Annotated in this window: 16 protein-coding genes; 7 read left to right on the top strand and 9 right to left on the bottom strand. The window is 37.0% G+C overall.

From position 1 onward, the window contains the following. Positions 1 to 40 precede the first annotated feature (40 nt). Positions 41 to 697 carry a glyoxalase gene (locus tag PGC35_RS17415; RefSeq protein WP_375220051.1) on the bottom strand — a complete coding sequence of 219 codons (657 nt, stop codon included), beginning with the start codon at positions 695 to 697 and terminating at the stop codon, positions 41 to 43. Positions 698 to 709: 12 nt separating this feature from the next. Beyond that, positions 710 to 1,153, bottom strand: coding sequence for an ASCH domain-containing protein (locus PGC35_RS17410; protein ID WP_053591252.1), 444 nt, complete (start codon positions 1,151 to 1,153; stop codon positions 710 to 712). 269 nt (positions 1,154 to 1,422) lie between these two features. On the opposite strand from PGC35_RS17410, the gene PGC35_RS17405 reads away from it, so the two are divergent. From PGC35_RS17405 to PGC35_RS17375, 7 genes are all read left to right on the top strand, one after another. Further along, positions 1,423 to 2,601, top strand: a complete 1,179-nt coding sequence (locus PGC35_RS17405; RefSeq protein WP_375220050.1) for an alanyl-tRNA editing protein — start codon at positions 1,423 to 1,425, stop codon at positions 2,599 to 2,601. 64 nt (positions 2,602 to 2,665) lie between these two features. Continuing rightward, positions 2,666 to 3,058, top strand: a complete 393-nt coding sequence (locus PGC35_RS17400; RefSeq protein ID WP_375220049.1) for a transporter — start codon at positions 2,666 to 2,668, stop codon at positions 3,056 to 3,058. Positions 3,059 to 3,437: 379 nt separating this feature from the next. Beyond that, a complete protein-coding gene (locus PGC35_RS17395) occupies positions 3,438 to 3,644 on the top strand; it encodes a hypothetical protein (RefSeq protein ID WP_375220048.1) in 207 nt (68 codons plus the stop codon). A 59-nt stretch (positions 3,645 to 3,703) separates the two neighbouring features. Beyond that, a complete protein-coding gene (locus PGC35_RS17390) occupies positions 3,704 to 4,099 on the top strand; it encodes a MarR family winged helix-turn-helix transcriptional regulator (protein WP_375220047.1) in 396 nt (131 codons plus the stop codon). Positions 4,100 to 4,118: 19 nt separating this feature from the next. Beyond that, a complete protein-coding gene (locus PGC35_RS17385; RefSeq protein ID WP_375220046.1) occupies positions 4,119 to 5,282 on the top strand; it encodes an MFS transporter in 1,164 nt (387 codons plus the stop codon). 106 nt (positions 5,283 to 5,388) lie between these two features. Beyond that, positions 5,389 to 5,925: a superoxide dismutase family protein gene (locus PGC35_RS17380; RefSeq protein WP_375220045.1), complete on the top strand. Its 537-nt coding sequence runs from the start codon at positions 5,389 to 5,391 to the stop codon at positions 5,923 to 5,925. A 17-nt stretch (positions 5,926 to 5,942) separates the two neighbouring features. Then, positions 5,943 to 7,025, top strand: coding sequence for a CAP domain-containing protein (locus PGC35_RS17375; protein WP_275789522.1), 1,083 nt, complete (start codon positions 5,943 to 5,945; stop codon positions 7,023 to 7,025). A gap of 680 nt (positions 7,026 to 7,705) precedes the next feature. On the opposite strand, the gene PGC35_RS17370 is transcribed toward PGC35_RS17375, so the two are convergent. From PGC35_RS17370 to PGC35_RS17340, 7 genes are all read right to left on the bottom strand, one after another. Beyond that, positions 7,706 to 8,380 (bottom strand): DNA alkylation repair protein, encoded by a 675-nt coding sequence (locus PGC35_RS17370; protein WP_275787945.1) that lies wholly within the window; start codon positions 8,378 to 8,380, stop codon positions 7,706 to 7,708. Next, a complete protein-coding gene (locus PGC35_RS17365; RefSeq protein WP_053591246.1) occupies positions 8,377 to 9,108 on the bottom strand; it encodes an NADPH-dependent oxidoreductase in 732 nt (243 codons plus the stop codon). The genes PGC35_RS17370 and PGC35_RS17365 overlap by 4 nt, the downstream gene beginning before the upstream one ends. A 105-nt stretch (positions 9,109 to 9,213) precedes the next feature. Next, positions 9,214 to 9,570: a DUF779 domain-containing protein gene (locus PGC35_RS17360; RefSeq protein ID WP_056831283.1), complete on the bottom strand. Its 357-nt coding sequence runs from the start codon at positions 9,568 to 9,570 to the stop codon at positions 9,214 to 9,216. A gap of 19 nt (positions 9,571 to 9,589) precedes the next feature. Continuing rightward, positions 9,590 to 11,110, bottom strand: coding sequence for an aldehyde dehydrogenase (adh, locus tag PGC35_RS17355; RefSeq protein WP_375220044.1), 1,521 nt, complete (start codon positions 11,108 to 11,110; stop codon positions 9,590 to 9,592). 201 nt (positions 11,111 to 11,311) lie between these two features. After that, complete coding sequence (locus tag PGC35_RS17350) at positions 11,312 to 12,349, bottom strand: LLM class flavin-dependent oxidoreductase (RefSeq protein WP_375220043.1); 1,038 nt, start codon at positions 12,347 to 12,349, stop codon at positions 11,312 to 11,314. Between the two features lie 4 nt (positions 12,350 to 12,353). After that, complete coding sequence (locus tag PGC35_RS17345) at positions 12,354 to 12,995, bottom strand: NAD(P)-dependent oxidoreductase (protein WP_375220042.1); 642 nt, start codon at positions 12,993 to 12,995, stop codon at positions 12,354 to 12,356. 72 nt (positions 12,996 to 13,067) lie between these two features. After that, a complete protein-coding gene (locus tag PGC35_RS17340; protein ID WP_053591241.1) occupies positions 13,068 to 13,496 on the bottom strand; it encodes an Rrf2 family transcriptional regulator in 429 nt (142 codons plus the stop codon). Positions 13,497 to 13,631 lie beyond the last annotated feature (135 nt).

The raw sequence follows: 13,631 nt of genomic DNA, 5'->3' as shown, positions 1-13,631 counted from the left end.
GCGGCAAGGAGGATTCCAAAGAGGAATTTTTCTGTCGCTTTTATTGTTTTATTTGCATCTTTCCGTCATTCGATACTATAAGGCGTTGGCCATCTTCAAGCTCTATTTCTACAGGAGAATTTTCGCTTATTTTTTTAGAAAAGTACCATCTTCTATTAGGTGGAACTAACAAAATAAACGTATCTTTAGTTCCCAAAAAGTTTAGTTCATCTGGTTCAATGTCTAGGTGACCTGAAATTGGAATACCAATATCTTGGAGTTGATCTCCTACTTCTTGAACAAAAGGGGTAGTAATACTTACCTCACTTAAATTCAATAGTGATTCCACACTAAAGTCGCTCCATTTGTCCACACTGCGTCTTGCAATGAATTCAATTACATTCCCTGCTGGATCTTCAAAATAGAAAGCATCTGCATCAAAACGTTTATAGTAAATTTCGTCTACAGAATCTTCTCTGTTTAATGTCACTCTTTCTAATGCCCAATGCTTAGCAAGCGTAAATTGATTACCTGGAATATTAATAGCAAAATGGTATAATGTCGATTGCTCGGACTCACAAAAAGTAAGCGTGGACGTACCAATAGATACTGTGAAATAGGAACTGCTTGACTCTAAAATTTGAAGCCCTAACACATTGCTATAGAAACCTTTTAGTATCTTTAATTGATTTGTATAAAACATAACAGCTTTGAACATCTTCTCACTCCATTATTTGGTATCGATTAACTCAAAGCGCTCACAAACTAGCAACATATCCTCGGAGAACTCTAAATTTACTTCCTCTAATGCTTTTGTAAAAAACTGAACATGAGCATTTTTCCAGTGATCGTAAGAACGATCTCCTTCTCCTTCAGCATATGCAAATTCTGCAGATACCTTGTTCATAGGCAAAATTGTTACTTCAGTAGTTCGAATAATACAAACTGGCTCATCTTGGCTATTTAGCACAACACTGTAGTCATCCACTTTTGGTAGAGGTTCTTTTTCTAATTTATAAAAGATGTGTCCAGAACAAGTTGCCGTTTTAACCCCATCGACAACTAGTTGGGCTAACTCATCTGGAATTCCTCCAAACTGCCATGCACTAACAGATGTAGGTTTCACTCTCCCTTTCCAAAATGTATCCCAATAAAATTGTGCAGATGAGTTCATAATTTCCCCTCAATTCTTCTATATAGTTCCAGTATAGGGAAGAATGACAATAAATACTATTGCAAATTTATTATTTTAATCGCGAATTTCATATTGTATTGACTAAAGTTTGCCTAAGTTACAGTACATTAGGACGTGAATAGATTTTTAATTCAAGATATTACAAAGAGCTGTCTTAGAGTGAAAGCCTTTATGAAGAACCTGGAAGCCGCATTAAAAATGCGGTCTCCTCTTTATCATGCTATATTTTAATAAGGGAGTGATAGTTCATGACGATTAAACTTTATTATAAAGATGCATACATACAAACATTTTCCGCAAAGGTTATTAAAAAAGAGCAGGATTATGTTGTCCTTTCGGAAACTGCGTTTTATCCTACTGGTGGTGGGCAACCACATGATACAGGCACATTAAATAATATAGCAGTTACGAATGTAGAAACAATAGATGGGGAGATTAGACATTACTTAGCAACAAACCTTCCTTCCGATATAGAGTATGTGGAAGGAGCTATCAATTGGAAAAGACGTCTTGACCATATGCAACAACATAGTGGGCAGCATATATTGTCAGCTGCTTTTGATAACTTGTTTGGTTTGCAAACGGTTAGCTTTCATTTAGGCAAGGATAGCTCCACAATTGATATAGATACGAGTGAAGTTTCAGAGGAACAGTTACAACAAGTTGAAGACCTCGCAAATCAAATTATTTTGGAAAACCGGAATATAGAGACAAAATGGGTTACGGAAGCCGATCTTAAGGACTATAAACTTCGAAAAGCTACAAAAGTCAAAGAAGATATACGTCTTGTTCTTATCCCAGATTTTGATGACAATGCATGTGGTGGTACACACCCAACATCAACAGGGCAGATTGGTCTAATCAAAATTCTGCAAACCGAAAAACAAAAACGAATGATTCGAGTGGAGTTTGTTTGTGGTAATCGAGTAATTTTGCATTTACACCGTAAACAATCAATAGTCTCTAATTTGATACAAAGCTTAAGCTCACCTGAAGAAAAACTAGAAGACACTGTAAGGGCATTACTGAATAACGGAAAAGCACTTGAGAAACAAATAGCAAACTTAAAAGAAACGCTTTTGCAATATGAAGCAAAACAACTTATCCAAAATAATCAAGGACGACTAATCTCATCAACTTTCCAAGGACGAACAATTCAAGAACTTCAAAAGCTTGCAAAATTCATCACTTCTGAATCAGAGCAATCAATCTGTATCTTAATATCTGAAAATGAAGATCGCTTACAATTAGTTTCAGCTAAAGGTCAAGCTGTGGAACAAAGTATGAAACAACTAATGGAATCTATCTTGCCTTTCATAAACGGCAAAGGTGGAGGAAACGATACTATTGCCCAAGGCGGAGGAGAAAAGATTCTCTCAAGTGAGCAATTACTAGAAAAAGCACTAACTAATATCCATTCCTTATAACCGTTCCATATTAATCCTCCTCACATATACTATGTTGAATATATAGTGAAAGGAGGATTTATTAATGAATCAATTCCCAGATTTTCAACCAGGTAGAGGACAGTTTCCAGGGCAATTCCCGGGAGGGCAATTTCCAGGACAGTTTCCAGGACAGGGTCCTTCATTCCCTCCAGGATTCCCACCTGGTCAGCAACAGCAAGGAGGAGCGCCTACAAGTGCCCCTCCATCCTTCGTTCCTCAAAGACAACAGAGTGTAGGAGTTTTTGCAGTAGATCCAGGTGCTATTCGTGGTTGTCTATTCCGCTATACCTATGTATGGCTAACAAATGGACGTTCTTTCTGGTTCTACCCAACTTTTGTTGGTAGAAATTCAGTTGCTGGCTGGAGATGGAACGGTCGCAGATGGACATATTATGGTACAGATTTAAATAGAATCGCTTCATTTCAATGCTTCTAAGAATCATTCGTACTATTTTTTAATACGCTCAGACTGTAGACAAACTCAAAGAATTTTGAGCTCGTCTGCAGTCTTTTTCTTTTACAATAAAAAAATGGTGAATAGACTGTTGATCTCTGCTTCTGGCGGAAGCTTTCCGCTGAGGAGCCGCCCTCTGTAAATCAATCGTACGGCTAATTACATGATGGTCCAACATGGCGTATCGCTAGTTCTTAGGGTTCGATTTCCATACTAAAGTGTCGCACTTAATTAGTATCCTTTTTTATGTGCGATTTCGATAAGCATAAAAGGATGTTTTTAAGGAAGCATAAGACCCAATTGCTGCTGCGCTATAAAAAAAAACCATAAAAATACCTACGGACAAGTCATGAGGGTGACTGTGAATATAGAAATGAATAATCCAATTATTGTTGCAATTGATGATACATATTGTGGTTTAATGGGGAATACCTTTTTCACTATTTCTGTTATTATGAGAATAACAGGTACTGCCCAAATAGAATCCCAAACGTTTGTGCGAATAATAGGAAACTCTGTCATCACATTATGTCCTTCGAATCAATACCTTTACAAATTTCGAACATAGAAGTAAAATATTTAACTAGGTAAACAATATAAAATAATCGTATAAGGAGTTTCCGAATAATGAATCCACTTTTTCATGAGCTTTTTCAAAAAACTCGTTATTTAACAAACGAGATAAATTATACATTAAAAAAACATAATTTATATGCATCGCAATGGTCTGTTCTTTTCTGCATTAAGAAGCATGGAGAAATGTCTTTAACTCAAATTTGGAAGTATTTAAATGTGGAAGCTCCTACGATTACTCGTACAGTTTATCGCTTAGTTGAGCTCGGATGGGTAGATATTTACCCTGGTAAAGATCGCAGGGAAAAAATCGTGAAATTGTCGGAAATGGCCCTACTTGATTTTCCGGAAATTAAAGCTTCAATTGTTGAATTTGAAGAGAGAACTGTCTCTAATCTCACGCCTGAAGAGCAAATTTTACTAATCCAGCTCCTACAAAAAATGAAATAAACAAGGTGGCGTAATTGTTTTGAAAAAGAAAGAACCCATATGGACAAAACCATTTATCAGTTTGTTCACAACAAACTTTTCTATCTTTATTATATTTTATGGTTTAGTTTCTGCGCTTCCTCTTTATGCAACAGATGTATTATCTCGTTCAGATGAAGATGCCGGTTTATTAATGACCATTTTTTTAATTTCTGCAATTTTAGTTAGACCTTTCTCTGGTAAAATTCTAGATATCGTCGGAAAGCGAAAAATGCTTTGGACAACGTTGTCTCTATATTTAGTATGTACAGCGCTTTACTATTTTATTGAACCATTTGAAGCATTATTAGTTTTACGATTTGTTCAAGGTATTTTCTTTAGTATCGCAACTACCGCAAGCGGATCGATGGCTGCAGATAATATTCCGATTTCAAGACGCGGTGCTGGACTAGGTTATTTTACAATGTCTACTAACTTAGCAGTAGTTGTTGGCCCATTGATTGCATTAACACTAGTTCAATATTTTTCTTATGAATTCATGTTTTTAGCCTTAACCGCTTTATTAGTAATTGGTGCACTTACTGCACTCATGATTCCAGAAGATAAGAAGCCTGCTAATTCGCTACCCAAAACTAAATTAACTTGGAATGATCTTTTTGAGAAAAAGGCTTTACCAGTAGCATTGATGGCTAGTTTAATTGCTTTTTCTTACGCTAGTGTGTTGTCTTATTTATCTATTTACTCACAAGGTAAAGGATTGCTTCATTTAACAAGCAGCTTTTTTGCCGTTTTTGCCATAGTAATGCTTGTAACAAGACCATTTACTGGACGAATTTTCGACGAGAAAGGACCTAAATATATTATTATTCCAGGTATACTTTCCTTTATCTTAGGGCTTGTTTTACTTGCTTATGTAGATTCTCCTTTTCTATACTTACTTTCAGGAGCATTTGTTGGCCTAGGATATGGAGCAGTAGTGCCAAGCTTCCAAACGCTTGCAATCCAATCGACGAAGCATGAGAGAAGCGGCTATGCAACTGCCACATTTTTTACACTCTTTGATACAGGCTTAGCGATCGGTTCCTATATACTTGGAATCATTGCAACCCAACTTGGTTATCAAAATTTATATTTATTTTCTACTATTTTTCTTATAATCGCTCTGATTGTATTTATAGTTAGACAGAAGAAAACGACCGTTTAGCATATACGCTAAACGGTTTTCTTTACCATTTTTATTAATCATTCATGTATATTTACCCTAAATTTGGTAAGACTTGAATGGAATATCATTTGGGGAGGGTAATTAGTTGAAAATACAATACATTTTTTATTTAATGGTAGTAACAATCTTCTTGGGAGGATGTAACTTTTCCTCGGCAGATGCAGATTTAAACGAATCGTTACAAGTTTCATTATTGAACACAGAAGGAAAAGAAGTTGGACAAGCTACACTTTCTGAACATTCTAAAGGAGTACACATCCTGTTAAAAGCGGAAGGACTAACTCCGGGAACGAAGGCGATCCATTTTCATGAAAAGGCTATTTGTGAAAAGCCAGAGTTTACTACTGCAGGAGCGCATGTTAACCCAGAGCATAAAGAGCATGGCTTCCAAAATCCAAAAGGATATCATGCTGGGGATTTACCTAACATAGAAGTCGACGAAGATGGTAAAGTAGAGTTAGAAACAGTTTCACCCGCTGTTGTATTAACTGCTGGGAAAAGCAATTCACTGTTAGATGCGGATGGTAGTTCTATAATTATCCATGAAAATGCGGATGATTATAAAACCGATCCTGCTGGAAACTCAGGTGCTCGAATAGTGTGTGGTGAAATAAGTAAGTAAGTTAGGCGGTGATTGCGATGAGAAAAATAGGTTGGTTTTTACTATTAGTTTTAGCCATTTTCTTCTCTAGACCATTATGGGAAGAATATGCTTCCGAATATGTAGATTTAACCTTCTTAACACCCGTAGATAATTGGATTGACTCTTTAGAGGTCGGTCAATATTTAAATGAGGCAAAAGCATATTGGGAGGAATTAAAAGAGGAACCAGCTGATACAATTTCTTCTGAACAAAAGCCTTCTACAGGAAATGGGATAGAACTAGATAAAATAACAATTGGTATGAAAAAAAGTGAAATTGAGAAAATTCATGGTGCTGCTAAAAGAGTTAGTCTGAATGAGTATAACTTAGTTTGGCATACGTACCATGAGAACTATAAAAATTTCATGATGGTTTCATATGATATTAATAACGTAGCAAACGCTATGTTTACGAACCAGCCTTCTCAGTCTTCTTTTCTAGGCTTGAATATAGACAGTACTAGGGATGAGGTCCATGCGGTGCTTGGTGAACCTCTCACTAAACTCAAGAAAGGTAACATAGTCTATATCCTACCAAATAATGGGGAATATGATTTATATTTAATAGATGGAAATTATATAACGATATTTTATGATCTACATGAAAGTAACACGATTACTGCTTTACAAATAGTAGCCCAATCTGTTGAGAAGGACCATCAAACGACATTTGGGGAGCCTTCCGAAGAGCTAAAAAAGGGGTTTGAGTTTCAGCTTTTTGACTTAACAAATTCCGCTCGCGTTATTCGTGGCCTTTCTATTCTTACGTATGATGAAGCAGTAAGTGAAACGGCTCGAAAACATAGTGAAGATATGGCCATCCATAATTACTTCAGTCATGAAAACCTCAATGGAAAATCTCCATTCGATCGACTTGAAGATGATGGTTTACTATTTTCTTATGCAGGAGAAAACTTGGCTTATGGACAATCTAGTAGTATTTTTGCCCATGAAGGACTAATGAATTCTATGGGGCACCGTAAAAATATACTAAGTGCAGATTTTGAAAGCTTAGGAGTAGGCACAGCGTTTAACAAAGAAGATACCCCGTATTACACGGAAAATTTCTTTTCGGAATAATAGGTGTACAATCGCTACACCATTACCATGAATCGAGATTGGAGACAAAAGGCAGTTGACTCCTGCGGGAAAGTGAGACAGACGAGAACCCGCACGTAGCGTACCGATGGCACTGAAAAAGTCTATAGAATTTGACTTTACTAAATAATTTCGACCGATAAATAAGAAAATCGTTGAAACGGCTCCCTTTCCGCGGGCGTTGCCTTAGCCTCCTCGCTGCGCTGCGGGGTCTTCGGCTAACGCTATTCCCGCAGGAGTGTCGCCTTTTTCAACGATTTTTTATAAATACTAATTGAAAAAATGTAAGTGATAAAAACTTGCTATATAATTGGTATGAAGATTTCCTAATTGAAAATCGGATAATAGTTAATTGAAGTGGAAGGCGGCGACTCCAGCCGGAATAGCAAATGTTTTCTGCACCGAAAGCGAAGCGGCAGGTGCATGAGCGAAAAGACCCTGGACAGAGCGTAGCGAGGGAAGCGGCTGAAGCCATGCCGGCGGAACGCGTCCGCCTGGAACCGAAATTAACGGGTCCAAAATAAAAATCGACTATATATAAATAAATTCGAATTTGTCTACAGACTGATTGGAGAGAAGTAACTAAGTTACTTCTCTCCAATTTTTTCATAATCCTGTTCTTACCTTTACTATAGTTATAGTGCTAATCACGATCTCACTAGTTATTGAAGGTGCTTCAACGCTTCCCGTTTACTTAACGGAGCAAGATGGGTATTTCCAACAAATTCCTGTACAATTTCTGGATTTGTTTTTGCATACTCTCTTAAGACCCAACCTATTGCTTTTTGAATAAAAAATTCTTTAGAATTACTATGCCGCTCAATCGTTGCAAACAAGAGTGCTTCGTTCGTTTCTTTTTTATATTTTAACTGATGCAAAATAGAAGCTCGGTTTGTCCATATATTGGGAGACTTAGCCCACTCCATCATCACGGTCTCACCCTCACTCCTATTGGATTTTACAATCCTTCCAACAATGTTAGGGCCAATGGAATCCACACTATCCCACCATGATTTATTTTCGATTAGTTTTTGACAAAAAGATAAATCTTTTGTAGTTAGCTTCTTTTGAAAATTGCTTAATAACTCAATAGCCACATAGTGATATTCACGCTCATCTTGCTGATAAAGTGACCATACTTCGTCCTGTAATGATTCTTCTGGTGGAAGCTCTAATTCATTTAGTAGGCTGCGGAAAATTACTCGACGTTCCGGTGTTTTTATACCCAAAAAAGGAAAATGATTTTTCATATATTTCGCCATCGGTAAAGCATTTTCTTCATTGCGATGAGGCTCCATATAACTCTTCACTAGCTCTGTTGTCCATTTATTTTTCATTTAAAATGAAATCCTTTAGTAGCTAGAAATTCTGCCATATGGGAGCGTCTAGGCTTTTCAAGAAATTCTGCCATAGAATTTGTCCAATTCGCTATCTTTTGATTGGATCCCCTACTAGCATAATATTCCTCCATCGTTTGATCGTATTCCTTTAGCAGTATTTCATATTTTGCACTATCATACACATTCTCATGGAGTATAGCTTCAACCGGAAGACGAGGTTTGACCTCATTTTGCTGATCTGGTAATCCTAGAGTAATTGCAAATAGTGGGAATACCCCTTCCGGTAAGTCAAATAATTGACTGATTTTTGTCGGTTCGTTTCGTACTCCACCAATATAACAGATCCCATATCCTTTTGACTCTGCTGCAATGACAAGGTTTTGTGCAAATAATGCTACATCCACTGTTCCGACAAGTACATTTTCTGTTGTATCTACTACAATCTCCGTATTATGTAATTTACCCGCTGCTTGAAGTCTATTAAAATCAGCACACAATAAAAACGCCGCTCCTGCAGTTTCAAATTGCTGTGGATTGCGAGATAATCTACCCAATTCTTCTTTCTTAACTTCATCTGTTATCCATATAACACTATACGCTTGAACAAAATGAGAACTAGCTGCATGCTGAGCAGTTTCGATAAGCTCATAAACCTCTTCTTTCGAAAGTGTATAGTCTTTATATTTTCTTACTGATGCATGACTGCGTAACAGTTTTTCTACCATTAGAATAAACCCCTTTCACTTAAACCTTTATGTATAGTATAGCTGAATCTAACATAAAAAAAACGAATTGGAAAGACTATCAAAGTCTTTCCAATTCGTTTATATTCAATTCTGTAACTGTTTATTTTCTTCTATGGTGAATGCTCTAGATCTTGTTAAAAAGCGCTTACCTTCTACTCCCTCTAATGAAAACATTCCACCTCGGCCATCCACTACATCAATGATTAATTGTGTATGCTTCCAGTAATCGAATTGGTTTTTATGCATATAGAATGGCGTATCTCCAATATGTCCTAGTAATACATCTTGGTCTCCTACTATAAGATCCCCGTTTGGATAACACATCGGTGAAGAACCATCACAGCATCCTCCCGATTGGTGGAACATTAAAGGACCATGTTTGCCTTTCAATAAATTAATGAGTTCTAGTGCAGCGTCTGTAGCGATTACGCGTTCAACCATCTACACTCACCCTTTCTTATCAAAAGAATCCTAATTTGTTTTCATTGTAGCTTACAAGTAGATTCTTTGTTTGTTGGTAATGACTTAGCATCGTCAAATGATTTTCACGACCAATACCTGACATTTTATATCCACCAAATGCAGCATGCGCTGGATATTGGTGATAGCAGTTTGTCCAAACACGTCCTGCTTGAATTCCACGTCCGAATCGGTAAGCCGTGTTCATATCGCGTGTCCAAATACCAGAACCTAATCCATATAATGTATCATTTGCGATTTCCAAAGCTTCCTCTTTTGTTTTAAATGTTGTTACGGATACAACAGGCCCAAAGATTTCCTCTTGGAATATGCGCATATTGTTCGTACCTTTATATACAGTTGGTTTAATATAATATCCTTCTGCTAGTTCTCCATCTAGCGTATTACGTTCTCCACCAATTAAACATTCTGCTCCTTCTTGCTTTCCAATATCAAGATAGGACAAGATTTTTTCCATCTGCTCTGTTGAAGCTTGCGCTCCCATCATGACGGATGGATCTAGTGGATTCCCTGTTTTAATTGCTTCCACACGTGCAAGTACCCTTTCCATAAATTTATCATAAATAGATTCTTGGATAAGTGCTCGAGAAGGACATGTACATACTTCCCCTTGGTTTAAAGCAAATAGAACGAATCCTTCTACCGCTTTATCTAAAAACGCATCGTCCTGATCCATGATGTCTTCGAAGAATATGTTTGGTGATTTTCCCCCAAGCTCTAAAGTTACAGGGATTAAATTTTGAGAAGCATATTGCATAATTAAACGTCCAGTTGTTGTTTCTCCAGTAAACGCTATTTTACTTATACGCGGACTAGATGCCAGAGGTTTTCCAGCTTCTAAACCAAATCCATTCACAATATTTACAACACCAGGTGGTAATAAATCTCCAATTAGTTCGATAAGTACTAAAATAGATGCAGGTGTTTGTTCAGCAGGTTTTAAGACCACACAGTTGCCTGCCGCAAGTGCTGGTGCAAGCTTCCAAACAGCCATCAATAGCGGAAAGTTCCAAGGGATAATTTGTCCTACCACACCTAGAGGTTCATGGAAGTGATAAGCTACCGTATCGTTGTCAATTTGGCTTAACCCACCTTCTTGAGCACGGATTGCCCCTGCAAAATAACGAAAATGATCTATAGCTAGTGGTAAATCTGCGTTCAGTGTCTCACGAACAGCTTTTCCGTTATCCCATGTTTCTGCAACTGCAAGCATTTCTAAATTTTCTTCTATACGATTTGCAATTTTATTTAAAATATTAGATCGTTCAGCAACGGACGTTTTTCCCCATGCATCTTTTGCTGCATGAGCTGCATCCAAGGCAAGCTCAATATCTTCTGAGGTTGAACGAGCAACTTGTGTAAATACTTTACCTGTTATTGGTGTAACATTTTCAAAATATTGACCTTTTACCGGGGGTGTCCACTCGCCATTAATATAGTTTTCATACTTGTCCTTAAATGAAACCTTCGAGCCTTCTGTATTCGGAAATGCATAAACCATTCAGTAATTCCTCCCCTTCTTGATTGTCCTCGCACTACACATATTATGCATAAATATTTTTTGTATTCGTTTTCAAAACTATTTAATAACTAATAGTTTCATATTTATTTTGACAGATAATATTAAATGTTTCAATTATTTTAACTATTTACAAAAAAAATAGACTTGAGGTTTAAATAAGCCCTCAAGTCTATTTGACATCTATTTATTAGTCTCTCTTCTTACTATTGGTGCCACTTCTGTTGCGAGAAGTTCCAAACCTTTTGCTATCGTACTAAATGATTGACCCCCAATATCCATCTGGGCAATGAAACGTTTATGTCCAAATAGTTCATGTTGGACAAGAATTTTTTCAATCACTTGTTGTGAACTTCCTACAAACAATGCAGTTTCAGGACTCGCCATTTGCTCAAAGTCAGCTCGAGACATTCTCGTTCCCATACCTCTCTGCTTATTTACATAAGACCAGTAATTAGAGTAATATGGATAAAATTCCTCCTTGGCCTGTTGTGTTTCTTTAGCAATATACGTATGGCCTGTTACTCCAACAGCTAAACTTTCACGCGCATGACCCGCATCTAATCCTGCTTGTAGATACAAGTCTACAAGTGGTTTAAAGTTGCGAGGATTTCCCCCGAGTATAGCAAGAGCCATACCTGTTCCAAGTCTCCCTGCTCTAACTGCACTTTCTGGGGTCCCGCCTACTCCTATCCAAATTGGAAGTTCCTCTTGTATTGGCCTAGGAGCAATCATGGCATTTGTTAGATTTGGACGGAATTTCCCGTGCCAGGTTACTATTTCTTCTCTAGTTAATTGCTGAAGTAATTTAATGTTTTCCTCAAATAAAGCATCATAGTCATTTAAATCATATCCAAAAAGCGGAAAAGACTCTACGAATGCTCCTCTTCCGGCTATAATCTCCGCTCTCCCATTTGAGATTTGATCTAATGTTGCAAAGTCTTCAAATAAACGAACAGGATCCAATGTACTTAGCACAGAAGTTGCACTTGTTAACTTAATATTTTGTGTTGCTTGGGCAATCGCTGAAAGAATAACAGCTGGAGAGGATATTGCATAATCTAGTCGATGATGTTCTCCTACCCCAAATATATCAAGCCCTGCCTCATCAGCCATTTTTCCAAGTTCTATTATTTCTTTTAGTCGTTGTGATGTGCTTGTAGTTTCTCCAGTGAGCGGATTTGGACCAAGATCACCAAAGGTATAAATACCAATCTCCATCGTTTTACTCTGCTTCTGATACAACTGTAAAACGTTCGTTTACATGTTGAGGATTTTCTATTTCATCTACTACGGCTACAGCATAGTCTGCATAGCTAACATAACTTTCCCCTTTTGCATTTACAATGAAATTGTCTTTCCCTTTTTGGTAAGCACCTGTTCTTTTTCCTTCTGGATTAAAGAATGCAGCTGGGCTAACAAATGTCCATTGAATACCTTCTGATGCTTTTAGGTCTTCTAAGTTTTTTCCTTGGTTTGATGCCGTTGGAAGATATTCTTTAGGGAACTCAGGTGTATCCATCAATTTGATTGAATTAGCTTCATCTACAAACAAGCTTCCAGCTCCACCAACAACTACTAGTTTTGTTTCGGGTGCATTTTTTAATGCACTTATTAATGATTTTCCGACCTCTACATGTACATGTTCTTGACCCGGAGGAGCACTAATTGCATTGACTACTACATCAAATTGATTCATGTCTTCTCCTGTTAATTCAAAAACATCTTTTTCTAATACGTTTGCATTTTTATCTTCTACTTTAGAAGCATTTCTTACAATTGCAGTTACTTCATGCCCTCTGTCAGCTGCTTCTTTATAAATTAAATTTCCTGCTTTTCCTGTTGCTCCAATTACGCCTATTTTCATTTATATTCCCTCCGAAGATATTATTTTTGTTGTAACCATAAAAGTTACAACTATATCAAAAAAATTGAATGATTATCCAATTTTTTGATTTAACACATTTACAAGCTCTTCCATTGTGACTTCTTTTAACACAGCTTCCATAGCATCTTGTGCACGAAAAAGAATTAATTCGAGTACACCTTGAATATTTGCTCCCACGGGACAATTCGGATTCGGGTTTTCATGCATTTGAAATAATTCTCCCTCATCTACCACGTCTACCGCTCGATACACATCTAATAACGTTATTTCCTGTAACGGTTTTTGAAGGGTTGCTCCACCTAGCCCACGACGAATATCTATGAGTCCTGCATTTTTTAGCTTACCCATAACTCTTCGAATTACTACTGGATTTGTATTTACACTTTCTGCAATCCACTCTGAAGTACAAATAACATTACGATCATAATTTATGAGAGATAGTATATGAACGGCCACTGTAAATCGACTGCTTATTTTCATGTCTTTTCACCTTCCGATGTAACCATCATAATTACATCACTTTGTATTGTCAAGAAATATAATTATTATACCGTTTTCCTCTTTCACTATGTATAAATATTCTATAAAATAAAATATATATGCTATTTTCAGAAA

Source organism: Psychrobacillus sp. PGGUH221 (assembly GCF_042055255.1).
Taxonomy (GTDB): domain Bacteria; phylum Bacillota; class Bacilli; order Bacillales_A; family Planococcaceae; genus Psychrobacillus.
This window is presented reverse-complemented; position numbering and strand designations above follow the sequence as displayed.

Bases quoted from the DNA above. Each gene is read 5' to 3' on its own strand.
- PGC35_RS17415 (WP_375220051.1), bottom strand. From the start codon at position 697: ATGTTCAAAGCTGTTATGTTTTATACAAATCAATTAAAGATACTAAAA.
- PGC35_RS17410 (WP_053591252.1), bottom strand. From the start codon at position 1,153: ATGAACTCATCTGCACAATTTTATTGGGATACATTTTGGAAAGGGAGA.
- PGC35_RS17405 (WP_375220050.1), top strand. From the start codon at position 1,423: ATGACGATTAAACTTTATTATAAAGATGCATACATACAAACATTTTCC.
- PGC35_RS17400 (WP_375220049.1), top strand. From the start codon at position 2,666: ATGAATCAATTCCCAGATTTTCAACCAGGTAGAGGACAGTTTCCAGGG.
- PGC35_RS17390 (WP_375220047.1), top strand. From the start codon at position 3,704: ATGAATCCACTTTTTCATGAGCTTTTTCAAAAAACTCGTTATTTAACA.
- PGC35_RS17375 (WP_275789522.1), top strand. From the start codon at position 5,943: ATGAGAAAAATAGGTTGGTTTTTACTATTAGTTTTAGCCATTTTCTTC.
- PGC35_RS17370 (WP_275787945.1), bottom strand. From the start codon at position 8,380: ATGAAAAATAAATGGACAACAGAGCTAGTGAAGAGTTATATGGAGCCT.
- PGC35_RS17365 (WP_053591246.1), bottom strand. From the start codon at position 9,108: ATGGTAGAAAAACTGTTACGCAGTCATGCATCAGTAAGAAAATATAAA.
- PGC35_RS17360 (WP_056831283.1), bottom strand. From the start codon at position 9,570: ATGGTTGAACGCGTAATCGCTACAGACGCTGCACTAGAACTCATTAAT.
- adh (WP_375220044.1), bottom strand. From the start codon at position 11,110: ATGGTTTATGCATTTCCGAATACAGAAGGCTCGAAGGTTTCATTTAAG.
- PGC35_RS17350 (WP_375220043.1), bottom strand. From the start codon at position 12,349: ATGGAGATTGGTATTTATACCTTTGGTGATCTTGGTCCAAATCCGCTC.
- PGC35_RS17345 (WP_375220042.1), bottom strand. From the start codon at position 12,995: ATGAAAATAGGCGTAATTGGAGCAACAGGAAAAGCAGGAAATTTAATT.
- PGC35_RS17340 (WP_053591241.1), bottom strand. From the start codon at position 13,496: ATGAAAATAAGCAGTCGATTTACAGTGGCCGTTCATATACTATCTCTC.